The organism is Clostridium celatum DSM 1785 (genome assembly GCF_000320405.1).
GTDB classification, from domain to species: domain Bacteria; phylum Bacillota; class Clostridia; order Clostridiales; family Clostridiaceae; genus Clostridium; species Clostridium celatum.
This window is the reverse complement of sequence record NZ_KB291716.1, coordinates 30,990-56,572: the sequence shown is the minus strand read 5'-3', so window position 1 is coordinate 56,572 and position 25,583 is coordinate 30,990. Positions and strand designations below refer to the sequence as shown.

Here is a 25,583-nt window from a genome sequence, read left to right as displayed (position 1 = left end):
ATAAAATATATTATAATTATGGTAAATTTATATTTTAATATAAGGAGTGTTTATATGAAATTTTTACAAGGTAGATATGGAGTAGATTTGTTATCCCTATTGCTAACTTTACTTGCAGCAATACTTAATATTTTTGATATAACAAGACTTTTAGCACTTATAATCTTAATTTATGCAATCTATAGAGCTTTTTCAAAAAAAATATATAAAAGAAAAGAAGAATATAATATATTTTTTACATACACAAATAAAATTTTAAAAAAATTTGGTAAATCTATCCCATATAATCTTCCTGTTTATGATTTAAATAATTTAGTTATTTACTTTGATAACTTTAAAAAAAGATATATTGAATTTAGAAATTATAAAATTACAAAGTGTCCTAACTGTAAGCAAAAATTACGCTTACCTAGAAAAAAAGGTAAGATAGTAGTTACATGTAAAAGATGTGGACATAAATTTGATTTAAAAACATAAATATTTTTATTAAATTTGTAACATACTTAAAATAAATAGTTTTAGTAGTTATTTTATGGAGGTTACAAATGAAAAAATTTCTTATGTATATACCAATACTTTTTTTAACATTATCTATGTTTTCAACATCTAATATATATTCTATTTTAGTTGAAAATAAATCAAAAATTACAAATTATTCAATTACTGCTCCAAATAAATCATTGCCGAAATGGTGGAGATAACTTATTTAGAAGTTAGTATTTATAGTTTAAAAAAAGAGATAAAGTCAGTTTATTACTGATTTATCTCTTTTTTATATTTCTCTCAAATATATTTTCTATTAATACTACCCACTAATTAAAAGGTTTTACTCCTTTCGCCATTAAATTTAAAAATATTATTGTACAATTATTACTTAAATTTGTATCATTACATAGTTTTAAAATTTTTGCTATTCGTGGATTTTTTCTTGATATCATTTTCAATTCTTGTTGTCCTATTTTGGGAGTTCCAATTATGTTTTTTATACCTACTATATCACTATGAATAGTAACAGCTTCAAAATCTAATTTTTCAAATCCTTGATATTTTAATATTTTTACAAGCTTTCTACCTATTTCTCTATTCCAACCTACACGTTTTTCTATTTGGCTTATATAGCCTCTACCACTTTTGAATAACATATCTGGATCACTTACACCATAAAGTCCCCTATCAGAGTCTATTATTACAACTATACCACCTGGTTTTAATAGTCTATATACTTCTTTTGCTGCTTCAAATGGATTTTCTAAATGTTGAAATACAAATCTGCAAATTATGAAATCATAGGTGTTTTCAGAAAGACCACTATCTAAAATAGATCCATACTTGAAATTAATTCTTCCTTCCGAATACTTCTTTAATCTTTCCTTTGCTATACTAAGCATATTTTTATCAACTTCTAAATCAGTTATATTTGAATTAGGTAAGTTATCTAATAATAATTCACTATAGACTCCTGTTCCAGAACCTACATCTAATATCTTCATTCCATCTCTTAAACCTAACCATTTTAGAGTTCTAAACTCTTTTTTCCAACCAAGCTTTGCTTGCATTTCAAGTCTATTAATTTCATTATTTAATCCAATAATATTATAAATTGAATTATAACTCACTACATTCCCCTTTTAGTGCTAATTATTCTTTATCTACATGTTATGTTTTTAATAATTAATGTGTTCTTTAATACTTAATAAAAATATATTTTCTATAATATGAATTTCAATAAAATTGGAAATGTTACTAAGAATAATAATGTAGTTATAAAAACAATTATTGCTGAATATTCTACTTCTTTTTCATAGCTTTCAGCTAAAATTGATGTCATTGCAGCTGCCGGCATTGCAGTAAGTACAATCAAAGTCTTAACTACTATAGAATTATCATTTATCACTTTAGATATTATTATAAGAATAATAGGCAATAAAATTAATTTTAAAAATGCACTATAATATATAGTAAAATCCTTTAAATATTTTATAAAATTAGCCTTTGAAAGTATAACTCCTACTATAATCATTGATAAAGGACCTGTTAATGAACCTACTAAATCTAAAGTATTCAAAATTACAGTTGGTAAATTTAAATTAAAAATCATAATTATTAATCCTATAACTACTGCAATAATTGAAGGATTTAAAATAACCTTTTTTATATCTTTAAAACTAACCTTACCTGTATATAACAAAACTCCATAAGTCCATAAAAATATAGTAAAATACATATTAAATATAGATGCATAAATTACTCCTTCAGCTCCAAAAATACTAATTATTACAGGAAATCCTATAAAGCCACAGTTTGAAAAAACATTTGCAAATTGAATTATTACCTTTTTGTCTGATTTTAAAGGTAGAAGTAATAAATATGAAACTATTATTGTTATTAAAATTACTATAGGACTATAATAAAAACATTTTATTATGTTATTTTTAACCTCTTCATTCATATCAAAAATAAAAGATACAATTATCATAGCTGGCAATGTTATTTCTAACAACAAATTAGTTAAACCTTTATTAATTTCTCCTGTAATAATATTTCTCTTACTCCCATAAATACCAACCAAAATTATCAAAAACAATGATATTACACTATTAATTATTACTGATAAATCCATTTTTCATCCCCCTTCATTTCTATATTATTCTAAAACTATCTATAAGAGAAACACTTAACATCTTAATTTTTACAAATTTTTTTATACCAAATATACTCACTTAAAAATTTTAACAAATAAAAATGATAAGTTAAAGAAAACTCTACGTTTTAACTTCAACTTATCATTTAAATTTTTAACTAAAATAATGATAATTGGTTTGTTTCTGACATTCCTTCTAAGCATCCATGATTACTTAAAGTTTCAATTACTGTCTTAGAAACCTTTGATCTCAACCTTAAATCTTCCTTTGAAATAAATTCCCCATCTTTTCTAGCTTCTGCAATAGATTTAGCTGCATTTACTCCAACTCCTTGAAGAGAACTTAGCGGTGGTCTCAATGCATTATCTACAATTTGGAATTTAGTTGCATCTGATTTATATAAATCAACCTTTAGCATTTTAAAACCTCTCTTATACATTTCAAAAGAAAGCTCAAGTACAGTCATTAAACCCTTATCCTTTACTGATGCCGAATTTCCAAGAGCATATAGTTCTTGTAATTTAGCATGTACTGCACTTTCTCCTTTACAAACTAAATCTGCATCAAAATCATCAGCACCTCTTACTGTAAAGTATGTTGCATAATATGCTAAAGGATAATAAACCTTAAAGTAAGCAACTCTAACTGCCATCATAACATATGCAACAGCATGCCCTTTAGGGAACATGTACTTAATTCTTTTACAAGACTCTATATACCAATCTTCAACTTTATTTTCCTTCATTATTTTTTCAAATTCTTCTGTTAAGCCTTTACCTTTTCTTACACTTTCCATTATTGTAAAAGCTGTTTTTGGTGGTACACCTTTATACATAAGGTATACCATGATATCATCTCTTGTTGCAATACAATCTCTAAGTGTAGTGTATCCTTCCTTAATAAAGTTTGAGCATTATTAAGCCAAACGTCTGTACCATGAGATAAGCCAGATATTCTAACTAAATCTGAGAATGTTTGTGGCTGTGTATCAACAAGCATTTGTCTAACGAATTTTGTACCAAACTCAGGAAGTCCATAAGATCCGACTTCACATTCAAGTTCCTCTTTAGTAACTCCTAAAGCTTCTGGTGATGTAAATAAAGACAGTACTTTTTTATCATTAAGTGGAATAGTCTTAGGATCTACTCCAGTTATATCTTGAAGCATTCTAAGTACTGTCGGATCGTCGTGTCCAAGTATATCAAGCTTAAGTAATCTACCTGAAATTGAATGATAATCAAAATGTGTTGTAGTTACATCGGATGTAGAATCATCAGCTGGTCTTTGTATAGGCGTAAAATTATAAACATCTGTATAATTAGGTACAACCATGATACCACCTGGATGTTGTCCTGTAGTTCTTTTAATACCTGTACATCCTATTGTTAATCTTTCGATTTCTGCTTGAGATACCACTATTCCTTTTTGATCTAAATATTTTTTAACAAATCCATATGCAGTTTTTTCAGCCACTGTTCCTATTGTACCTGCCTTAAATACGTATCCTTTACCGAATAAAACTTCTGTATATTTATGAATATCAGCTTGGTTATCTCCTGAAAAGTTTAAGTCGATATCTGGTTCCTTATCCCCTTCAAATCCAAGGAAAGTTTCAAATGGTATATCATGCCCATCCTTAATATATGGCACATGACAATCTGGACAATCCTTATCTTCTAAGTCTGCACCCGAACTTACAGATCCATCTAAAAAGAATATAGATTTTTTACATTTTGGACAAACATAATGAGGTGGAAGTCCGTTAACCTCTGTTATATCTGACATTGTTGCAACGAAAGAAGATCCAACTGATCCTCTAGAACCAACTAAATATCCATCTGAATATGACTTTGCAACTAACTTTTGTGCAATTAGATAAAGTACTGCATACCCATTATTAATGATTGAATTTAATTCTTTATCTAATCTCTTTTGAACTACTTCTGGTAAATTATCACCATAAATAGAGTGAACCTTATTTAAAGTCATATTTCTAATATCATCATCTGCACCTTCAATTTTAGGCGGATAAGTTTCATCTGGAATTGGTTTTAATATATCAATAGAATCTGCTATTGCTTGAGGATTTTTAATTACAACTTCTCTGGCAATATCAGAACCTAAATATGAAAATTCCTTAAGCATTTCTTCTGTTGTCTTAAAATATAGTGGTGGTTGATTATCAGCATCAGCAAATCCTTGCCCTGCCATTATAATTCTTCTAAAAGCTTCATCATACGGCTCTAAGAAGTGAACATCTCCAGTTGCAACTGTAGGCTTATTTATTTCCTTAGCTAAGTTATATATTTTTCTATTTATATCTCTAAGCTCTTCTTCATCTTTAACATTACCTTTTTCAATTAAGTACGCATTATTTGCAATTGGTTGAATTTCTACATAATCATAAAATTCCATTATACTTTTTATTTCATCATCACTTTACCACCAATTACAGAACGATAAATCTCTCCAGCTTCACAGGCCCCACCTATAATTAAATGTTCTCTCATTTCCATAAGTCTTGACTTCTTAGTTCTTGGTCTTCTAAAGAAATTATCTATATGTGCTTCTGAAACAAGTTTATATAAATCCCTAATACCTTCTTGTGATTTTGCTAACATTATTATGTGATATGTAGGTAATTTCTTAATATCAACCTTTTCTAAGAATACCTTATTTAACTCTGTTAAAGTTTCTATTTCTAATTCTTCTTTAATTTTCTTTATACATATAACTAAAATATCACCTGTTGCCTTTGCATCATCTACTGCTCTATGGTGACTTTCAAGCTTAACACCTAAATGCTTAGCAACTAAATTTAACTTTACGGATTTAAGCTCTGGATATAAAAATCTACAAAGCTGTACAGTATCAACGATGGTATTATTAAACTCTAAACCTAAATCCATGCAGTTTTTTGATATAAAGCTGCAATCAAAACTTGCATTATGAGCTACAACAACTGCATCCCCTATAAATTCTAAAAATCTTGGGAGTACATCATCTATTGCATTTGCATTTGCTACCATATCATCACTTATACCAGTAAGTTCTGTTATATTATATGGTATAGGCCTTCTTGGATTAACAAACTCACTAAAGTTATCAACTATAACTCCATTTTGAATTTTAACTGCACCAATTTCAATTATCTTGTCATTTTTAGATGAAAAACCTGTTGTTTCTATATCAAATACAACATATGTATCATCTAAGCTTTGACCTTTTTCATGTAATGCAAGAGGCACACCATCATCAACTAAATATCCTTCAACACCGTATAAAACCTTTATCTTATTTTTCTTAGCTGCAATTTGTGCATCTGGGAATGCTTGAACCCCACCATGGTCTGTAATTGCTATTGCAGGATGACCCCATTTTGCAGCTCTTTCTACAATTTTACCTACTGGTGTTGTACCATCCATAGCACTCATAGTAGTATGGCAATGAAGCTCAACTCTCTTTTCTTCAGCTCCGTCCATTCTTTCAATTTTCTTCATCTTAAGAATATCTCTGCCCATTATTACAACTTCACGCTGATAAGTATCGTATATAGCTTCTCCTCTTACTTTACAATAAAGGCCTTTCTTAACATTTTCAAGAACTTCATCTTTTTCTTGTTGCTTTAAGAAGCACTTAACTGTAATTGACCCTGTATAATCAGTTATATAGAAAGTTAATATTATCTTACCTGTCTTAGTTTCCATAGTTTCAACTTTAAATACTTCGCCAAGTATAGCAACAAAACCTGAAGTTTCATCTATATCTCTAATTGCAGTTGCCTCAATAGAAATATTTCTACCATATATAGCATTTTCAGCCTTAGGCTCTCTCTTATATGTATTTTCTCGCTTTTCATATGGCTTCTTTTCTTGTGGTTTATTAGCTACTGGTTTAGATTGACTAGCTAACTTTGACTCTGAAGCCATTTCCTTAGCCCTATCTGAAAGTGCCTTAGTTAATAATTCTCTTTCTCTTCTTTCAGCTTCCTTAGGATCAATAACAATTTCCATAGCAGGATCAAATTTAACTTCAATTTTACACGTTATTCCAAACATAGCATTTATGGAATTTTCTAAAGACTTTACTCCATCTTTAGCCTTTAAATGATCTGTTAATTTTTCATAACCATTATAAAGAACTACTTTATTTCCTGTAACTTCTTTTCTACAATTCATTAATAGTGTCTTACAAAGTGGTGTTTTCTTTAAAGTATCAGTAGTGCACTCAATCCAATGATTTTTTATTACTTCCTCTAAAGTAATATCACTGGCATCTCTATAAAAAACTATCTCAACAGTTATTTTTATCATAAGAGTTCTACATATAATATTTTTTATTAGCTCTTCTTCTTCTATAGCTAATTTTTCTTTACCTCTTAAAATGACCTTTAAAATCATACTTTTTCTTAAAAGTTGAAATTTTATTATTTTAAGCTCCTTATCTTCTAAGCTTTCTTGCTTATTTATTTCAAGGGTTAACTTTTTAATAATGTCTTTGCTCATATTCTTCCCCCTTAATTTCAACTAAAATAATCAGCTTTACTATTATATCATAAATTAAAATTACTTAAATAACTTTAATTTATTCCATTTATAATAATAAAAAAACAACCTCAAAACTACTTCTTTATAGCTTGAGGTTATTTAATATCTTAAACTAATTCATTATTTTTTATTCTTTCCATTAAATCTTTAATTTTAATTTCTATAGTTTTTGCTGTCTTAATAAAGTCTTCATCACATTTTCCTGTAGGGTCTTCTAATCCCCAATCTTCAATATGCTTTGCTGGTAAATATGGACATACTACATTACATCCCATTTTTATAACTATATCTACAGTTGGAATATCATTTAATAATTTTGATTTTTGTGTTTCATTCATATCAACATCATATAACTCTTTTATTATTCTTACTGCATCTTGATTTATTTGTGGTTTTGTTTCAGTTCCTGCAGAATAACTTTCAAAAACATCTGATCCATATATTCTCCCTAATGCTTCTGCCATTTGAGATCTACAAGAATTGTGCACACATACAAATGCTACCTTTGGTTTATTCATAACTTTCTCTCTCCTTATATAGATATATATCTATATAGTATAAAGAAATTATATTCATAGTCAATATAGTTTCTTCATATTATTCTTAGTTGCTAAAAATCACTAATAATTTCCTAAGTTAATAATCCCTTTGTAGAAAAAATAATCACTAAATTTTATCTTTTTATATCTACTTAATTAAATATAAAAATAATAAATATCGTATTTTTATTACTTCTACTTACTCTGTAAAGCTAATATTTTTTATTAATCTATCTTCACCTATTATTGTATTTTCAAAAATATTAGTTGCATTTTCTATAAATTCCTTTGGTTCTGCTAAAGCTGGACTAAAATGTGTTAATAAAAGTTCTTTACATCGTCCTTCTTTTGCAATAGTAGCTGCTTCACTAAATGTCATATGTTTATTTTTTATTGCCTTATCTTTATCTAAATCACTTCCATAAGTTCCTTCACAAATAAATAAATTACTTTCTTTAATAAAATCTATCATTTCTTCCTTGGGTCTGCTATCTGTAATTAAACTTAACTTTATTCCTCTTCTTTCATCACCTAAAACCATCTCTCCAGTATACTCTTTACCATCATATACTATCACTTCATCAATCCCACCTTTTTGAAGCTTATTCCATAATATTTTAGGCACTCTATTTTTCTCAGCTTTATCCACAGAAAATTTTCTATCACGTCTAAAATAAAAGCTATATCCTATACATGGTGATGAATGTTCAACTTCTAATGTAGTTAATTTTATTTCTCCTTTTTCTTCTACTACATTTATATTTTCTTTAGTAACATTTAAATTAACCTCTCTTGGATTTTCTATTATATTAATATCGTATGGCAAATACTTTGCTATAACTCTAAGACTATTAACAACTTCAGTAATTCCTTGTGGTCCAATTATAGTTAAAGGCTCCAATCTTCCACTATTTCCTATAGTTGCTAAAATTCCTGGAAGTCCTACAATGTGATCTCCATGGCAATGAGTAATCATAATTACATCTACAGACTTAAACCCCCACCCTACTATTCTCATAGAAACTTGAGTTCCTTCACCACAATCTATAAGTATCTTTCTTCCTTTAAAATTCAAAAGTGTTGCCGATAAATTTCTATAAGGCATAGGCATTCCACCTAAACTACCTAATAAACATAAATCAACCATATTTACACCAACTTTCTACTGTATACTTATTAATATTCCATCCTAAACGTACACCCTGGATAGTTTTTGCATCCTTTAAAGCTACCATATCTATTATGACGTTTCTTTAGCTTTCCTCCACATCTAGGACATCTATTTTTATTTAATCTTTTTTTAGCCTTTTTAACACTTCTTTTAATACTTTTAATATGTACTTTTCTTTCTCTTAAAGAATTTATATTTAATTCTTTAAGCTTTCCATAAATATTATTTACCTCTTCTATAGTAAATTCTCTCTCTTTATTTTTCTTTATAATCCTATTTATTTTATTACAATAAACTACGTCTGTTTCAACATTAATATTTAATTTTGCTCTTTTAGTAAATGCAATTATTGAATTTATCTTTTTATATTTAAGTTCCGGAATTATATTTTTTAATGCTATTATATGACCATTATTTTGCTTTATAGGATTTCTTAGAGTTTCTTTCTTATTAAAAAGTATTTGTATCCAATTGTGGTCATATTCATTTCCTTTAATTATTCCTTTATAGTTTTTAGTTTCTATAACAAATATTCCATAAATTGATATAACTATATGATCTATTTGGGTAGTAGTGTTTGGTGCTTTTAAAAGTATATTATTTATTACCTTATATTTTTTCTTATTTAATTTACTAAGTCTTTTACTTACTATTATTTCCCCTATATAACCTTTAACCTTAGATTTATATACATTTATAATAGTCAGTAAAATTATTAATATTCCAACTAATGCTTTTATCTTCATGTACTTCCTAATCTTTCTATCTGATTTGATAATATTATTTTGCCATCTTCCATAGTTATTGTAAATATTTTATTTTTTCGTTGCTAACGCAACAATGTTATGATAAAATTCATTTCGTTGCTAACGCAACAATATTTAAAGGAAGGTGAAAATATGTCTAAAACAAATAATCAAGACACTCTTGGTAATGAAAGTATTTTAAAACTTTTAATTAAATTTTCAATTCCAGCCATAGTTGGTATGATAGTAAATATGCTTTATAACGTAATAGATAGAATTTACATCGGTAATATACCTAATATTGGTGGACTAGCTATAACTGGTGTAGGTATAACTATGCCATTAACTACAATAATAACTGCATTTGGTATGCTAATTGGTATTGGAACATGTGCTAATATATCTATTGCATATGGTAAGAAGAACAAAACTGAAGCTGAAAGTTTCTTAGGAAATGGTGTAGCACTTATAATTATCATTAGTATCTTAATTGCTATACTTGGTAATATATTTGCTAAACCACTTTTAACTTTATTTGGTGCAAGTGAAAATACATTACCTTATGCATTAGCATATATAACTCCATTGTTTACAGGAACAATTTGTAATTTATTTGCATTTGGTTTAAATAACTCTATACGTTCAGATGGTAATCCTAAGCTTAGTATGCTTACTATGATTATTGGTGCAACTATAAACTTACTGTTAGACCCTATTTTTATCTTTGGCTTAAATTTAGGAATAAAAGGTGCAGCCTATGCTACTATTTTATCGCAATTTATAGCTAGTTGTTGGGTTTTACATTACTTTACAAAAAGCAAAAAATCTTCTATAAATATCACATTACCTAAAATGAAATTAAAAAAACATATAGTTAATTCAATATTAATGATAGGCTTATCACCATTTTTAATGCAAATAGCTAGCAGTATCGTTTCTGTTCTTGCAAATAAAGCTTTAATGACTTATGGTGGAGATTTAGCAATTGGAGCTATGGCTATAATAACTTCTATTTATTCAATATTCATAATGCCTATATATGGGTTAAATCAAGGTACTCAGCCAATTATAGGATATAATTATGGTGCAAAAAAATATGATCGTGTAAGAAAAACTTATATTTATGGTTTAACTTGCTGTACGATTATACTAGTATTAAGTGCTATCTTTATTCAATTATTTCCTGAAAAAGCTGTTGGAATGTTCAATAACGATCCACTCCTTACAAATATAACCATATCAGGAATGAAGCTTTATCTTTTATCAATGCCTATAATAGGAATTCAAATGACTGCTTCAAATTATTATCAAGCTGTTGGTAAAGCGAAAAAGGCAATGTTTATAAGCTTAACAAGACAAATAATCTTTTTAATCCCTGCATTTTTAATATTCCCTAAATTATTTGGGCTTACTGGAGTTTGGCTTGCTGGACCTATTGCAGATTTTTTAGCTATATTACTTTCAGGAATTGTTATATTTAGAGAAATGACCTCATTAAAAAATCTCTCTACTGAAGAATCTGATCTAAACACTAAGAAATCTGTTGCATAATAATTAAATTAATATTTCATAATACAATTATTAATTGTATTATAATATAGATTTTTATTTAATTAACATGTTAAAATATCAGTATATATTTTAATAATCGAAAGAAAAGGTAATATATTTATGAATTTATATGATAATGAAACTGTATCAAAATATTTAAGCTTTTTTCATAAAATAGGTGTGAGTTTTTTATCAAATGCTTATGAAAAATATGAAATAGGTGTTGGACAGTATCAATTTTTAATTCAACTTTATTTAAATGATGGTCTATCTCATGATGCTTTAACTGAAAAGGTATCTGTAGATAAAGCTACTACTACAAGAGCCATAAAAAAACTACAAGAATCTGGCTATGTAAAGCTAGAACTTCACGAAAAGGATAAAAGAAAATATCATATATACCTTACAGAAAAAGCAACGTCACTAAAAAATGAAATTTTTGATGTTTATTATTTATGGGAAGAAGAATTAGTTAAATCTCTTTCTGAAGAAGAAGTAAAAACATTACTTTCATTATTTAAAAAAATGTATGAAAATGGTCTGGATAAATTCTTAGTAAAATAAAAAATTAGAGAGCAAGATATAACTTGCTCTCTGTCTTTATATACATATATTTTTCATACATACCTTCTTCAATTATAATTTCAAATTCTAATACAACTATATTTAATACTCACCTCTTTCTTACTTCTCCCTTTAGTTTAATTATTTTTTACTTTTCAATAATATAATTCTCAAATAGTAAATTTACTCTATACTATATATTCATACTTACTCATTAATCTTTATACCAATTATTTTTAAATTTGTGTTGACATATTAAATTCAAAGTTGTATCCTTAATATAACAATTAAGTTAATAAATTCTGTGAAGAGAAAAGTAAGTCTTATATTTGTTCTACAGAGAGTTGGTATTTTGCTGCAAACCAATGTTCAATGTATTACTGAAAATCATCTCGGAGAAGCAGTACTGAACTTTTTAGTAAGTATTGCCGGAGTCTTTCCCGTTAAAAGAAAATCGTATTGTTTGATATGTAACTAAGTGCTATAAGGGATTTTTATAATCTTTTTATAGAATTAGGGTGGTAACGCGGTTAATTCCGTCCCTTGTTTTTAAGGGACGGATTTTTTTTATTCAAATTTATTAATTTAATTAAGTTTTTCACAAAAAGGGGGCAACGTTATGAGTATAGAAAGCGACATAGATATTAAAATAAGAAATTTAAAATCAGATTAAATCATACTACTTGTTATACATTATTGTTAATATTTACTTTAATAAACATATAAATGCTATTTTGTATAACAAATAAATTAAAAATACTGGGGGCAAAATTATGAAAAACTTATCAAAAAAAGATTTATTATTAGTAAGCTTAATGCTTTTCTCATTATTCTTTGGAGCTGGAAATTTAATCTTTCCACCATTTTTAGGGCAATCTGCTGGAAATAAAACTTGGGTAGCTATGGCTGGATTCCTTATAACAGCAGTAGGCTTTCCAATCTTAGGAGTTGTTGCTGTTGCTAAATCTAACGGATTATACAATTTAGCAAAAAAAGTTAATCCTATATTTGCACTAATTTTTACAACATTAATATATTTATCAATAGGACCTGGACTTGGAATTCCAAGAGCTGGTAGCTTACCTTTTGAAATGGCTGTAGCACCTTATTTACCACAAGGCATGTCAAGAACTTTAGCATTATTTTTATTTACTTTAGTTTTCTTTGCTGTGGCTTACTGGCTTTCATTATCACCATCAAAGTTAGTTGATAGAATGGGTAAAGTTTTAACTCCTACTCTTCTATTTTTAATTGCTATAATTTTTATATCTTCATTATTTAGCCCATTAGGCTCTTATGGAAATACTGCACCTGAATATGTTGCTAATCCATTTTTAAAAGGATTTTTAGAAGGTTACTTAACTATGGATACAATTGCTGCATTAAACTTTGGTATTGTTATCTCACTTACTATAAAATCTAGAGGAATAAAAGATGAAAATTCAGTAATTTCATCCTCCATAAAAGCTGGACTTATGGCTGGTTTACTATTAATTGTTATTTATTCAATGCTTGCTCACCTTGGTGCAACTAGTGGTAATTTATATGGTTCAACTTCAAATGGTGCAGAAACCTTGACCAATGTAATGTCTCACATTTTTGGTGCTCCTGGACTAGTATTACTAGCTGTGGTATTTACTTTAGCTTGTTTAACAACATCTGTCGGACTTATAACTTCTTGTAGCCAATACTTTGGTAGTTTAACAAGTAGGATTTCTTATAAAAACTGGGTAAGAATTTTAGTCCTTTCAAGTATGTCTCTTGCTAATATGGGGTTAAATAAAATACTATCTATTTCAGTTCCTATATTGAATGGAATTTATCCAATTGCAATCATGCTTATAGTTCTTGGAATCCTAAATAAATATTTTAAAGATAACTCTACTATATATAAATTAACTATTTTATTTACAGGAGTTGTTAGTTTTTTAGATGCTCTATCTCAACTTGGATTGAATATTGACTTTTTAAATAAATTATTATACAAACTTCCACTTTATTCTCAAGGTCTTTGCTGGCTTGTACCTGCTTTAATTGGATTATTATTAGGGGTTATACTTTGTTTATTTAGAGAAAAATTATCACCTTCAAAATTAAAATCTACTTTAAATTAATATAAATTAAATGGCAAGTAAAAAAAACTTTTGATAATTTTTTATATACATTATCAATTTTACTTCTAACTTGCCATTTATCACTTCTAATTTTAACTAAATAAATTTATATTTAACTTTTAATTTTATTTTATCATTAGCCAATATACCATTTCACTAGAAAGTTCAAATCCTAGTTTTTTTTGAAGCTTAATGGATTTTTCATTATTAACTTTAACTTGTCCATAAGGTATTCTACTTTGCTGTAATGCTAAATTAGTTGCATGTTTTTGTAATAATGCTCCAATCCCATTCTTTCTATACTGTGGTAATACTTCTAATATTCCCATGGAACCCTCTTCATGTGTTCCAATAAAACCGACTAATTTTTCATTAATAAAAGCACCTAACATAGTATTAGTATTAATTCTCTCCTTTATATATTTAATATCTACAGTATTTTTACTTGAATAATTATTAAATATACTTTCTACATATTCTTCATTAAGAATTTTTACATTAATACTACTTTCTTCAATATTAAAAGGTTTATTTTTTGTATAAACACTCTGATAACAACTCATTTCATCATAAACATTAAATCTTTCTTTTAAATAATTACAATAAAAATATTGATGAATAACTAGCATTTCAACACCTTTAGGTATTTTATCTATTAAAGCCTTTGCTGTTTCCATATTAAAAGCTGTTAACATTATTAATGCCTCTTCTTTATCAGATATTAAAACTCCACCTTCAATATACTCAATTATTTTATACTCATTATTCTTAATACATTCTATCATATCAACATGAAGTAAATACTCTTTATATAAAAATTCTAAAACTTTTTCTATAGCTATCACCTCTCATAAGATTTTCACAATATCCTTTGATTTTCATACCTATTACAAAGTTATTACTTTTCTTTTAATTATAAACTATAATTAAAAGAAAAAATATGTTTAATACAAAATAAAGCCATAGGATTATCTATGGCTTAGAATACAAATTATTTCTATATAAAATTAAACTTTTTATAAAAACTCTTCCTCTACATCAAAATTATCTCCACCACTTAAATTCTCTTGTAAATTTATATTTTCTAAATCTCTAAAACTGTCTAACTCACTTAAATCTTCTTGTGAATTTATATTTTCTGAATCCCTAAAACTATCTAACTCACTTAAACTACCTATTTCACTAATACTATCAGTATTAACTAATTCTTCTGTAGAGTTTAAACAATCTATATACTCAAAGAAATTTATATTATTTTCGCAATTTGGATTACTTTCACACTCTGTGTTATTTAAAGATTCTGTGTTATTTAAAGATTCTGTGTTATTTGAAGTTTTAATACACTCTTCATATCTTAATTCTAATATACATCCTTTTTCTTTAGCTTCAATTGATTTATCAATCATATTTAATGCATTTTTTAATGAACATACAGCCCTCTCAATATATTCTTCTGAAAGATCAAACTGCTCATTAGCACTATCTTTTAATTCTTTACAGCTATTACTGTTTGTATTGCATACATTTCCGCAAATATCCTCACGCAAAATCTTTTCTGCTACACGCTTACATGCTCTTGCCTGATCATAAGTTCTACTTGCATTACATAATGTTTTAATGGCCTCAATAATTTCTTTCCTTGCTGTTTTATTAAGCAATTCCTCACTCTTATCAAATAACCTTTCTGAAAGTCTAATTAAAAGATTATACTTTTGTACAGTTCTAATTAAGTTTTTCTTATTGCAATTACAACAACTCATTCTATCTCCTCCTTTGTAAATAAAATCATTTATACTATTTATTATATGGAGATACATGTAAGCTGTTATTTATTTTAATACATTCTTACTAATATCAAGATTAACTATATCTACATCAGTAATATATTCCTCAATAATATACTTAGCTAAATTAATCCAACCTGTACATTTATCAAGTATTATAGAATCGCTAGATACAACATAATCCATATTTTCAAGTTCTTTATCAGGATTTTGAACAATATAAACATTAGTATTACAATTCCATCTTGTACTTGCTTCTAATATGTTTGTTTTAAGTTTTCCAGAATTAGATACAGGCTTATCTATATAAAAATTAACACCTCTTAACTTTAAATCCTCAAATGCTTTTTCTAAAATCTCTAATACAATATATGTTTTATCAATTAATCTATACGTACCCCTAAGACCAGCTAAATCTCTAATTGTTCCATCCATACATCTTATTAAAAGCCCCTTAGATAATGCCACTTCTAATGTAATTATAAAATTAAACGCATCAATGTTAATATCTTTTCCGCTTAATTCATCAATCTTATATTCCTTAGCTTTTCTTAAAGTTAAATTTTTAATTGCACAACTTGCTCTTTGAATTGCTATACGTTGTCTTGATGAAAACTGATACCTTCCCCCCACAAGCTCCATAATACTCGATATATAATATCCTCTATCTAATAACCATACAACCTCTTCTTCTGCTTTCCTTAACATATATATATTTTCAATTGAAAAAAATCTATTATCTTTGGAATCTGTACCTCTTACTGTAATTTTCTTTTGATTTTCCTTCTCCATACTTATTACCTACCTTATTATACTTATATAAGGTTATTATATCCCAAACAAAACTATTACTTTAATTATTATTAAAATTAATTATATGCTACTTACCTTAATAAATTTTTCGTATACTATAAATAAGAGAATCAAAATGATTCCCTTATTTATAGATTATTTCTTATAAATTTTGCATTTTTATTAAACTATATTCCTTTCAAAACTAATAAACCTGCTTCCTTGGAAAGATAAAATTCCATTATCACCTTCAGCTATTAATCCATATTTAGTCGATGGAACCCTAAGTTCTATCCTTTCCCTATTACTAAACTCAAATGTAATATAATACGTTGTAGAACTAGAGCTAGTATGAGTGTTGTTATTATGATGATGGGTAGTATGTCCCCTCTTTGCAACTACTATAGCATCTACTGGTATTATTGGCTGCTTATTATTATAGCTCCATTCTTTTATTCCTTTAAAAATACTAATAATTATTACTCCTACAATTAAAATAAACATTATAGGAAATATAATTGAGAATATATCGCCAAACCACATATTTATCATCCTCCTAAGCAGTTGTTCTTTTTAAAATATATATGTAATGTTTTGTGGTTCATAATATGATAATCCATGAGCTTTTACCATAGATTGAACCAAATCATTTAAATACTCAGCATCTTCTATCATGCACCCTATTATTACAAAACCTTTTCCTTTATCTGCTGTTATATTAAGCTTTTTTGAAATTAAATCTTCATAAAACTCATCAATTATATCTATATCACCAACTAATGTAGTATTACCTTCACATAACATTTCATATAAAACTTGTGCTCCTGCTGCACTAGATACTGCATCACTATTCCATACTGCACAATACCAATCCATAATTTTCTCCTCCATATATTTCTTTTTTCAAACCTTCTAAAAAAATTTCTACTAACTATTGAATATAAATCTATAAATCATCCTCCAAATATATGTTAAAATTACATTAATTATAGAAAATAAAATAGCTAACATTAAAAACATAAGTATATAAGTATTTATAATACAACCTATTTTTAATAATTTCTCTGGACTAAAACCTAAAAATACCATAACTACGTTTACTATAAATATAAGTATAAAAACACTAGGTAATCCTTTTAAAGCCCCCTTTACATCAGCAGAACTTAATGACCTATGTGATGCCACAGACATTGCTAAAAATATAAATATCCAAAATTGTATCTTTGAAAAATTATCTCTTGCAAAAATTATTGTAATCATATCAAAACTTGTTTTCATTATTATAGAAATAAACTCTAAGCTAAAAACTCCAATTTCTTTACTTATATCTAAAGAATATTTAATTATTTCTAGTAATTGAAAATACGTATTTGGTATTAATAACTTCAATATTACAAAAAGGAATAAAGTTCCTCCTATTATAGGTGCTATACCTACTAAAAATAAAAACATCCTATGTATAATATTACTCTTATTATATGAATAATTTACATATCCGAGCCTTCCATCAGTATACCCTTTAATAGGTCTAAATAGCTTTACTTCTGTTGGTTTCATTCCACCTAATAAAACAAAAATTAAATGACTTAATTCATGAATTACTACTCCCAATCCAGTAATTATAATACCTTTATATCCTATTCCTATATATATGTTTTTTATAGCCTGTCTCTCAAATATCTCTATTAAAAATCCTACAATAGTTATGCAAATCAAAGTATAACATAAAGTTACAAATGAATTTTTAATCACTTCAAAAACTATATTCATTACTTCTCCCCTAAATATTTTTATAGTACTCTTTAAAATTATATCAAACAAACAAAATTTATCCAATCTAAATCCCATAGTAACAAAATGGTACAAATTTATTCTTATTTGACTATAATATCTATTAGTGATAAAATACATAGCATACTATGTATTCAAGGAGAAGAAAAAATGAGTGACTTTAATCCTAGAGATCATGTTGGTCTTTTAATTAAATTTCTTAATGGAAGGATTTCAAATAAAGTTAATAAAAATCTTTTACAATTTAATTTAACTGGCGTTCAACATGAAATATTATGCTTCATTGATAGAAATGAACGAAAAAGAGATGTTTTTCAAAAGGATATAGAAAAATGCTTAAAGCTAACTAATCCTACAGTAACTGGTATAGTAAAAAGATTAGAAGAAAAAAAATTGATAGTTAGATGTCCAAGCACTGATGATGCAAGATATAAATGTCTACATTTAACTAAACAAGGTCAAGAAGTTATTTGTAAAAGCCTTAAATTTGGAGCAACTCATATTGAAGGTAAATTAACCGAAGGAATGACAGATGAAGAGATTAAAATGTTTAAGTATTTATTAAATAAGTCACTAGATAATATGGAATAATACTATTATTCATTTTTAATACAATATATAGTCTACTATGTATTTAAAATTAATGTAAAAACATGAATATTACTGTAATAAATATCTACTACAGTAACAGTAGTGTTTTATATAAATAAAAATTTTATAAAGAGGTGAAATCATGATAAAAAAACTACTTCCGTATATGAAGAAATATAAAACGCCTTTAATATTAGCAGTTTTATGTGCTGCTTTAGAAGCTATTTTTGAATTATTAATTCCATTAGTAATGGCTCAAATAGTTGACGTTGGTATTTCTGCTGGAGATACGGGCTACACAATAAAAATGGGACTACTAATGGTTGTTATGGCAATGATATCACTAGCTTTTGGCCTTGGGCTGTCAAAATTTTCAGCACAAGCTGGACAAGGCTTTGGTTCAGAACTTAGACAAGCTGAATATGAAAAAATTCAAACTTTTTCATTTAAAAATATTGAAAGGTTCAGCACATCCTCATTAATTACTCGTTTAACTACAGATATTACAATGATACAAAATTCTCTTACAATGGGAATTAAACTTTTAGTTAGAGCTCCTATGATGCTTATAGTTGCTTGTATATTATCTATTACAATTAGTTCTAAGCTAGCAATGATATTCTTAGTATCTATGCCAGTTCTTATTATTTCAATTGGACTTATAATAAAAAATGTTAAACCAAGATTTGAATCAATGCAAAAGAAAATTGATAATCTTAATACTACTGTTCAAGAAAATTTAATTGGTATTAGAGTTGTTAAATCTTTTGTAAGACGTAATAAGGAAAAAGAAAAATTCAAAGTAAGTAATGATGATTTATTACAAGCTTCTGAAGGTGCTTTTGGTATAGTTGTTCTAAATATGCCAATTATGCAAGCTGTTGTTTTTGCTAGTGTTATAGGTATTCTTTGGTTTGGTGGAAATATGGTTTACGCAGGATCATTAACAGTTGGTAAACTTACAAGCTTTATGACTTACTCTTTCCAAATATTAATGTCTCTTATGATGCTTTCAATGGTTCTTATGATGATGTCTAGAGCTGTTGCATCAGCACAACGTATAATTGAAGTTTTAGAAGAAGAATCTGATATTAAAGACCCAGTAAATCCAATAACTAAAGTTAAAGATGGATCTATTGAATTTAGAAATGTTAATTTTAAATACGAAGATGATAGTGATGAAAATAACTTAGAAAACATCAATATCACTATTAAAGCTGGTGAAACTGTTGGTATAATAGGTAGCACTGGTTCCGGTAAATCAAGTTTAGTTCAACTTATTCCAAGATTATATGACACAACTACTGGAGAAGTTTTTGTTGGTGGAGTTAATGTTAAAGACTATCATTTAGAAACATTAAGAAACGAAGTTGCAATGGTTCTTCAAAAGAACACTTTATTCTCTGGAACTATAAAAGAAAATCTTATGTGGGGTAATGCAAATGCAACAGATGCTGAAATTGAAGCTGCTGCATCCTCTGCTTGTGTAGATGAATTTATAGATAGACTTCCTGGTAGATATGATATGCATCTAGAACAAGGTGGTGTTAATGTATCTGGTGGTCAAAAGCAAAGACTTTGTATAGCGAGAGCTATATTAAAACAACCTAAAGTATTAATCTTAGATGATAGTACAAGTGCTGTTGATACTGCAACTGATGCTAAGATTAGGAAAGCCTTTGCAGAAGATTTAAAAAATACTACTAAGATAATAATTGCTCAAAGAGTTAATTCAGTATCTACTGCTGATAAGATTATCGTTATGGATGATGGTAAAATAAGTGCTATTGGTACTCATGATGAATTAATTGAAAATAGCGAAATCTATAAAGATGTTTACAAATCTCAACAAGAAGGGGTGGGTTTACGTGAGTAAGGAAAAAATTAAGCCTAAAAATATTTCTCATGGAATGCCAGGTAAAGGTGGTAAAAAACCAGGACCTCCGAAGCCTAAAAATATGAAAAAGACAATTAAAACTTTAATGCACTATGTAGGTAAATATAAATTACTTCTATTATTCGTAATGATTTTAATAGTAATAAATTCCTTTGCAATGATTGCAGGTTCATACTTCCTAAAACCACTAGTAAATAATTATATATTACCTGGTGACTTTGCAGGTCTTGCTAAAATGTTAGTATTGCTTGGAACAATTTTTGCTTTAGGTGCACTTGCTTCTTATGGATATTCAAGAATAATGGTTCATATTTCACAAAATACAATAAGTAATATAAGAACAGATTTATTTAATAAGATGCAAGAACTTCCTATTAAATATTTCGATAGAAATACTCATGGTGACTTAATGAGTTTATATACTAATGACATAGATAATATCGGTGAAGCTTTAAATAATAGTTTTACAAATATTTTATCTTCTGGACTTACATTTATGGGAACTATAATAATGATGGTTGTTTTAAGTCCAATCTTAAGTGTAATTACCATTGCCTTCTTAAGTTTAATGATATTTATTATTAGTAAAGTTGGTGGAAAAAGTAAGTACTACTTTGGCATGCAACAAAAAAATATTGGTAAATTAAATGGTTATATCGAAGAAATGATAGAAGGACAAAAGGTTATTAAGGTATTCTGTCATGAAGATAAAGCAATTGAAGACTTTAGAGTTCATAATGAAGAGTTAAGAAAGGCTTCTACTGGCGCTCAAACATTTGGTGGATTTATGATGCCAATGCTTGGTAATCTTTCTCATATGAATTATGCTGTTACATGCTGCGTTGGTGGATTAATGACTATAGGTGGAGCATTTGACCTTGGTTCTTTAGTTTCTTATCTACAATATACAAAACAAGTTTCTAACCCAATTGCTCAAGTTTCTCAACAAGTTAACATGATATTAGCTGCCCTTGCTGGTGCTGAAAGAATATTTGCTGCTTTAGATGAAGAAGTTGAAGTTGATGAAGGTGAAGTTACTTTAACAAGAGTAGAAATCAAAGAAAATGGTGAATTAGTAGAAACTGAAAAATATACAGGCCACTGGGCTTGGAAGATTCCTGCAGCATTAGCCTCAAAATTAAGAGATAGTGAAGATAAGGAAGCTTGCGCTGATTTAGCTAATGATAACTTAAAAGCTCCTGCATTAAAAGAGCTTACTGGTGATGTTAGATTTAAAAATGTTGTATTTGGTTACAATGAAGAAAAAATAGTATTAAAGGATATTAGTTTATTTGCAAAACCTGGACAAAAAATTGCCTTTGTTGGTTCAACAGGTGCAGGTAAAACTACAATAACTAATTTAATAAATAGATTCTATGAAATAAATTCTGGTACAATAACTTATGATGGAATAGATATTAAGGATATTAAAAAGGATGATTTAAGAAGATCATTAGGAATAGTTCTTCAAGATACTCATCTTTTCACCGGAACTATAGCTGATAACATCAGATATGGTAACTTAAAGGCTACCGATGAAGAAGTTAAAGAAGCAGCTAAACTTGCAAATGCACATACATTTATTAAACACTTACCTCATGGATATAATACAGTTATTACTGGAGATGGTGAAGGTTTATCACAAGGTCAAAGACAATTATTAGCTATAGCAAGAGCTGCAATTGCAAATCCTCCAGTATTAATAATGGATGAAGCTACAAGTTCAATAGATACAAGAACTGAAAAACTTATTGCCGAAGGTATGGACAAACTAATGGAAGGAAGAACTGTTTTCGTAATTGCACACAGACTTTCTACTATTAAAAATTCTAAAGCAATAATGGTTCTTGAACAAGGTGAAATAATTGAAAGAGGAGATCACGATTCTCTATTAGAAGAAAAAGGTAGATACTATCAATTATATACTGGTAAATCTGAATTATCATAATATATATATCCTTATATAAAAATATAATTTAATTAGTATATATATTCTAAAAGAAATAGCACTAAGTAATATTAAAGCTCATTACTTGGTGCTATTATTATATTGGGGGAATAAATTATTTATACTCTGATATGCATATATCTAAAAAATTATAGCTCCGGTTTCATTAACCACTCATATACTGCATAGAATACATCGAGATCTCTACCTTGTAAACTTGAAAGTTTTGAATAATTTCCTGCCTCTATTAAATCATTTATCTCAACAACTAATCCTTTCAAACTCTCTACTTGTTCTAATATATCTGTATACTTACCTTTATCTAACCCATCAAAAGTATCATCTAATGTTTTTATTAAATCATCAGAGATTTTATCAATATCAGTTGTACTTAATCCTATCTTTTCATAATTAATAATAGTATTTGCTTCTAAAATTACGTTTCCTAATAGCATCAACAAATCCTCTATCTACTAATTGAGTGTATAGCTTTGCTTCCTCAGTTAAAGATTCTACATCTGCCTCTTTAAGTTGTCCATTAACTATTCTATAACTATATGAATATCCCATTTCATCAGTTATATCTTCAAATTTAATTTCTCCTACAACTTCTACTGCTAAATCTGAAAACTCAATTTTCTTTCCTTCTTTAGGATATACAGCCATAGTATTAACAAGTTGATTAGTATTAGGTAAACAATATACACAACTTTGATATGGCATATTCATTAGATATATCATTGAGCCATCTAAAGGTGAACTTTGAGCCATAAATCCTGTAATTTTAACCTTTGTTCCATCTAACTTGCGTAACTCTTCTACATCTATCATATCCTTAAATCTTATTTCTGTAACTGTTCCTGATGCCTGATTTATACTTTTTGAATCACTATTCTTATTACATCCTACTAATAATAAACAAATTGTAACTATCATTAAAATAAACTTTTTCATACTTTATTAATTCCCCTTTTTAGTTCTAATATAGGTATATAAAATTGTTGAAATCATTATAATTCCTATATAACTTAATGTAATATAAATTTCATTTGGATAAATCTTAGTTACATCTAAAACAATTCCTAATTGTGATGAAATATTGTTTGCAATTTTTAATACAAACTTATTTATCACTAATGATGCTACTATACTTATTGATACTAATATTCCTGTTTGCCATATGACATAACTATATATCTTTGATTTTTTCATTCCTAAAAATCCAAATAAATTTATATCTCTTTTCAAATTAATAAGCATTAAAAAGCTCATTACACAAGTTAAAAGTATTGCTAATATTATTATGATTCCACATAATAATAAAGCTACTTGTTTGCTCATATCTATATTTCCAACTAATTTTCTTAAAACTTTTGTTGTATTTATAACTTGTATATCTGCATTTTCATTAAAATCAGCCTCTAATTTATTTGCTATAGACATATTGCCTGTTTTTATTAATAATGAAGTATATCCAGCAACTTCTTCATGTTCATGATCTTCTTCATAATGAATATCATAACTATACTCTTTATTCTGACTATGACTTTCATTATCATATTCAAGTTCTTCTGTAGATATACCTTCATTTTCATCATCTTCACTATGCTCATGAGAAGCATGTACACTTTCTACATTAGTAAAGCAAGTATTATCATAAGATGTATTTGTTACTTTTAGTATACCTACTACTGTATATGGACTATGGTAATGCTGCTCTGATAAAGCACTAGTCCCATGAGCTGTTATTAAGCTATCTCCAATTTTAAGGTTATAGTCTTTAGCTACATTACCTCCTATAACAATTTCAAAATTATTGGCAAATAAATTACCTTCTTCTAACTGATACTCTTCTAATAAATCACTAGTAGTTCCAACTATTCTACTGTCTCTATAATAATCAGCTATAGCTAGGGGAATTATTTTTGCTAAATCATATTCTTCAGATATTTTATTAAGATATTTACTATCTACTGTTCCTAGAGGATCATCTGAAAAGAATAAACTTGACATAACTAATTGTGTATCGCTTCCTTTTGGTCCAACTATTATATCATATTTTTTATCAACTTGATAAAATCCCTCTTCTATTTGTGAACTAATATTAATAGCTAACATACTTATAGATACTGCAATAAATATAGCTAAACTAAATAAAATACTTATTGTTTTTTTGCTTAATAAAGATTTTATAGAATACTTTATCATTAGTTTATACCTCCAATACTCATCTTAGTAAAATCTTCATAATGAATAACTTTATCAAAATACGAGGTTAAACGTTCATCATGTGTAACTACTATTAAAGTACTTTTAGTTTTTTTATGCAATTCTATAAGAAGCTTTATAATTTCATTTGCTAATGCTTGATTTAATGAACCAGTAGGCTCATCACATAAAATTATTTTTCCTTTTTGTAAGAGTGCCCTTGCAATACAAACTCTTTGCTTTTCTCCACCTGATAATGTACTTACCTTTTGTTTTAACTTTTTTGATAATCCAACAAGTTTTATCGCCTCTTCTATAGAAATATTAGTACTTTTTACATGATTTATTATATTTAAATTATCGTAAACAGTAAAATTATCAAATAAATTAAACTCCTGTGATACATAGCTAATATTATTTCTTCTATACTCTTGCAATTTATCTTTTGGTAAAGCTTCTAACCTATATTTAATATTTTCTATGGTTGCTTGTACATTACCTCCATCAGCCTTTATATTTCCACTTAATAAATTTAATAATGTTGATTTACCACATCCTGATGGTCCAAGTAATACATAAGATGTGTTATCTTCAAAAATTATATCTTTAAACTTTATTTCATTATCTTCGAATATTTTTACAACATGCTTTATTTCTATCATTTAACTTTTCTCCTTTTGAATTATTTATTTTCTCAT

At 27.4% G+C, this 25,583-nt stretch carries 23 protein-coding genes, 1 pseudogene and 1 other annotated feature; of the genes and pseudogenes, 8 read left to right on the top strand and 16 right to left on the bottom strand.

The window, feature by feature from the left end; all coding sequences use genetic code 11:
- The first annotated feature begins 54 nt into the window (after window positions 1-54).
- Complete coding sequence (locus tag HMPREF0216_RS15660) at window positions 55-477, top strand: zinc ribbon domain-containing protein (protein WP_040420233.1); 423 nt, start codon at window positions 55-57, stop codon at window positions 475-477.
- A 68-nt stretch (window positions 478-545) separates the two neighbouring features.
- Window positions 546-701: a hypothetical protein gene (locus HMPREF0216_RS17255; protein WP_005216324.1), complete on the top strand. Its 156-nt coding sequence runs from the start codon at window positions 546-548 to the stop codon at window positions 699-701.
- A 111-nt stretch (window positions 702-812) separates the two neighbouring features.
- Here the strand turns inward: HMPREF0216_RS17255 and HMPREF0216_RS15655 are convergent, their stop codons facing one another.
- The 6 genes and pseudogenes from HMPREF0216_RS15655 to HMPREF0216_RS15630 all read right to left on the bottom strand — a co-directional run bounded on the left by HMPREF0216_RS15655 (window position 813) and on the right by HMPREF0216_RS15630 (window position 9,645).
- Window positions 813-1,616: a class I SAM-dependent methyltransferase gene (locus tag HMPREF0216_RS15655; RefSeq protein WP_005216322.1), complete on the bottom strand. Its 804-nt coding sequence runs from the start codon at window positions 1,614-1,616 to the stop codon at window positions 813-815.
- 92 nt (window positions 1,617-1,708) lie between these two features.
- Entirely contained in the window at window positions 1,709-2,620 is a 912-nt protein-coding gene (locus HMPREF0216_RS15650; RefSeq protein WP_005216320.1) for an AEC family transporter, read from the bottom strand.
- 179 nt (window positions 2,621-2,799) lie between these two features.
- Window positions 2,800-7,147 (bottom strand): annotated as a pseudogene (locus HMPREF0216_RS15645) (PolC-type DNA polymerase III).
- A 149-nt stretch (window positions 7,148-7,296) separates the two neighbouring features.
- The gene (locus tag HMPREF0216_RS15640) at window positions 7,297-7,707 is read right to left on the bottom strand and encodes an arsenate reductase ArsC (RefSeq protein ID WP_005216310.1); all 411 of its coding nucleotides are present in this window, start codon (window positions 7,705-7,707) and stop codon (window positions 7,297-7,299) included.
- A 220-nt stretch (window positions 7,708-7,927) separates the two neighbouring features.
- A complete protein-coding gene (locus tag HMPREF0216_RS15635) occupies window positions 7,928-8,875 on the bottom strand; it encodes a ribonuclease Z (protein ID WP_005216308.1) in 948 nt (315 codons plus the stop codon).
- A gap of 29 nt (window positions 8,876-8,904) precedes the next feature.
- Window positions 8,905-9,645, bottom strand: a complete 741-nt coding sequence (locus tag HMPREF0216_RS15630) for a nuclease-related domain-containing protein (RefSeq protein ID WP_005216306.1) — start codon at window positions 9,643-9,645, stop codon at window positions 8,905-8,907.
- A gap of 153 nt (window positions 9,646-9,798) precedes the next feature.
- Between HMPREF0216_RS15630 and HMPREF0216_RS15625 the strand changes: the two genes are divergently transcribed.
- The 3 genes from HMPREF0216_RS15625 (at window position 9,799) to brnQ (ending at window position 13,874) form a co-directional block, all read left to right on the top strand.
- Window positions 9,799-11,196, top strand: coding sequence for an MATE family efflux transporter (locus HMPREF0216_RS15625; RefSeq protein ID WP_040420232.1), 1,398 nt, complete (start codon window positions 9,799-9,801; stop codon window positions 11,194-11,196).
- Between the two features lie 120 nt (window positions 11,197-11,316).
- On the top strand, window positions 11,317-11,760 hold the full coding sequence (locus HMPREF0216_RS15620) for a MarR family winged helix-turn-helix transcriptional regulator (RefSeq protein WP_005216303.1): 444 nt from the start codon (window positions 11,317-11,319) through the stop codon (window positions 11,758-11,760).
- A gap of 295 nt (window positions 11,761-12,055) precedes the next feature.
- Window positions 12,056-12,307: a binding site (T-box leader), on the top strand.
- Window positions 12,308-12,533: 226 nt separating this feature from the next.
- Window positions 12,534-13,874 (top strand): branched-chain amino acid transport system II carrier protein, encoded by a 1,341-nt coding sequence (gene brnQ / locus HMPREF0216_RS15615; protein ID WP_005216302.1) that lies wholly within the window; start codon window positions 12,534-12,536, stop codon window positions 13,872-13,874.
- Between the two features lie 125 nt (window positions 13,875-13,999).
- On the opposite strand, the gene HMPREF0216_RS15610 is transcribed toward brnQ, so the two are convergent.
- The 6 genes from HMPREF0216_RS15610 to HMPREF0216_RS15585 all read right to left on the bottom strand — a co-directional run bounded on the left by HMPREF0216_RS15610 (window position 14,000) and on the right by HMPREF0216_RS15585 (window position 18,220).
- Window positions 14,000-14,719, bottom strand: coding sequence for a GNAT family N-acetyltransferase (locus HMPREF0216_RS15610; protein WP_005216299.1), 720 nt, complete (start codon window positions 14,717-14,719; stop codon window positions 14,000-14,002).
- A 171-nt stretch (window positions 14,720-14,890) separates the two neighbouring features.
- Window positions 14,891-15,634, bottom strand: coding sequence for a hypothetical protein (locus HMPREF0216_RS15605; RefSeq protein ID WP_040420231.1), 744 nt, complete (start codon window positions 15,632-15,634; stop codon window positions 14,891-14,893).
- A gap of 69 nt (window positions 15,635-15,703) precedes the next feature.
- Complete coding sequence (locus tag HMPREF0216_RS15600; RefSeq protein WP_005216292.1) at window positions 15,704-16,450, bottom strand: DUF434 domain-containing protein; 747 nt, start codon at window positions 16,448-16,450, stop codon at window positions 15,704-15,706.
- A 183-nt stretch (window positions 16,451-16,633) separates the two neighbouring features.
- On the bottom strand, window positions 16,634-16,993 hold the full coding sequence (locus HMPREF0216_RS15595; RefSeq protein ID WP_147576287.1) for a DUF2500 domain-containing protein: 360 nt from the start codon (window positions 16,991-16,993) through the stop codon (window positions 16,634-16,636).
- A 30-nt stretch (window positions 16,994-17,023) separates the two neighbouring features.
- Complete coding sequence (locus tag HMPREF0216_RS15590; protein ID WP_040420230.1) at window positions 17,024-17,326, bottom strand: hypothetical protein; 303 nt, start codon at window positions 17,324-17,326, stop codon at window positions 17,024-17,026.
- Window positions 17,327-17,377: 51 nt separating this feature from the next.
- Window positions 17,378-18,220, bottom strand: a complete 843-nt coding sequence (locus HMPREF0216_RS15585) for a hypothetical protein (RefSeq protein ID WP_040420229.1) — start codon at window positions 18,218-18,220, stop codon at window positions 17,378-17,380.
- 171 nt (window positions 18,221-18,391) lie between these two features.
- Here HMPREF0216_RS15585 and HMPREF0216_RS15580 point away from each other — a divergent pair, with 171 nt between their 5' ends.
- From HMPREF0216_RS15580 to HMPREF0216_RS15570, 3 genes are all read left to right on the top strand, one after another.
- Window positions 18,392-18,832 (top strand): MarR family winged helix-turn-helix transcriptional regulator, encoded by a 441-nt coding sequence (locus HMPREF0216_RS15580; RefSeq protein WP_040420228.1) that lies wholly within the window; start codon window positions 18,392-18,394, stop codon window positions 18,830-18,832.
- Window positions 18,833-18,974: 142 nt separating this feature from the next.
- On the top strand, window positions 18,975-20,708 hold the full coding sequence (locus HMPREF0216_RS15575) for an ABC transporter ATP-binding protein (protein ID WP_005216282.1): 1,734 nt from the start codon (window positions 18,975-18,977) through the stop codon (window positions 20,706-20,708).
- 34 nt (window positions 20,709-20,742) lie between these two features.
- Window positions 20,743-22,677 (top strand): ABC transporter ATP-binding protein, encoded by a 1,935-nt coding sequence (locus HMPREF0216_RS15570; RefSeq protein WP_051040735.1) that lies wholly within the window; start codon window positions 20,743-20,745, stop codon window positions 22,675-22,677.
- 149 nt (window positions 22,678-22,826) lie between these two features.
- On the opposite strand, the gene HMPREF0216_RS15565 is transcribed toward HMPREF0216_RS15570, so the two are convergent.
- From HMPREF0216_RS15565 to HMPREF0216_RS15550, 4 genes are read right to left on the bottom strand one after another with little or no spacing between them, the layout of a single operon-like run.
- The gene (locus HMPREF0216_RS15565; RefSeq protein ID WP_005216279.1) at window positions 22,827-23,132 is read right to left on the bottom strand and encodes a hypothetical protein; all 306 of its coding nucleotides are present in this window, start codon (window positions 23,130-23,132) and stop codon (window positions 22,827-22,829) included.
- The gene (locus HMPREF0216_RS15560; protein ID WP_005216278.1) at window positions 23,089-23,631 is read right to left on the bottom strand and encodes a DUF3299 domain-containing protein; all 543 of its coding nucleotides are present in this window, start codon (window positions 23,629-23,631) and stop codon (window positions 23,089-23,091) included. Before HMPREF0216_RS15560 ends, HMPREF0216_RS15565 begins: the two co-directional genes overlap by 44 nt.
- A gap of 6 nt (window positions 23,632-23,637) precedes the next feature.
- Entirely contained in the window at window positions 23,638-24,885 is a 1,248-nt protein-coding gene (locus HMPREF0216_RS15555; RefSeq protein ID WP_005216277.1) for an ABC transporter permease, read from the bottom strand.
- A complete protein-coding gene (locus HMPREF0216_RS15550; protein WP_005216276.1) occupies window positions 24,885-25,547 on the bottom strand; it encodes an ABC transporter ATP-binding protein in 663 nt (220 codons plus the stop codon). The genes HMPREF0216_RS15555 and HMPREF0216_RS15550 overlap by 1 nt, the downstream gene beginning before the upstream one ends.
- Between the last annotated feature and the right edge of the window lie 36 nt (window positions 25,548-25,583).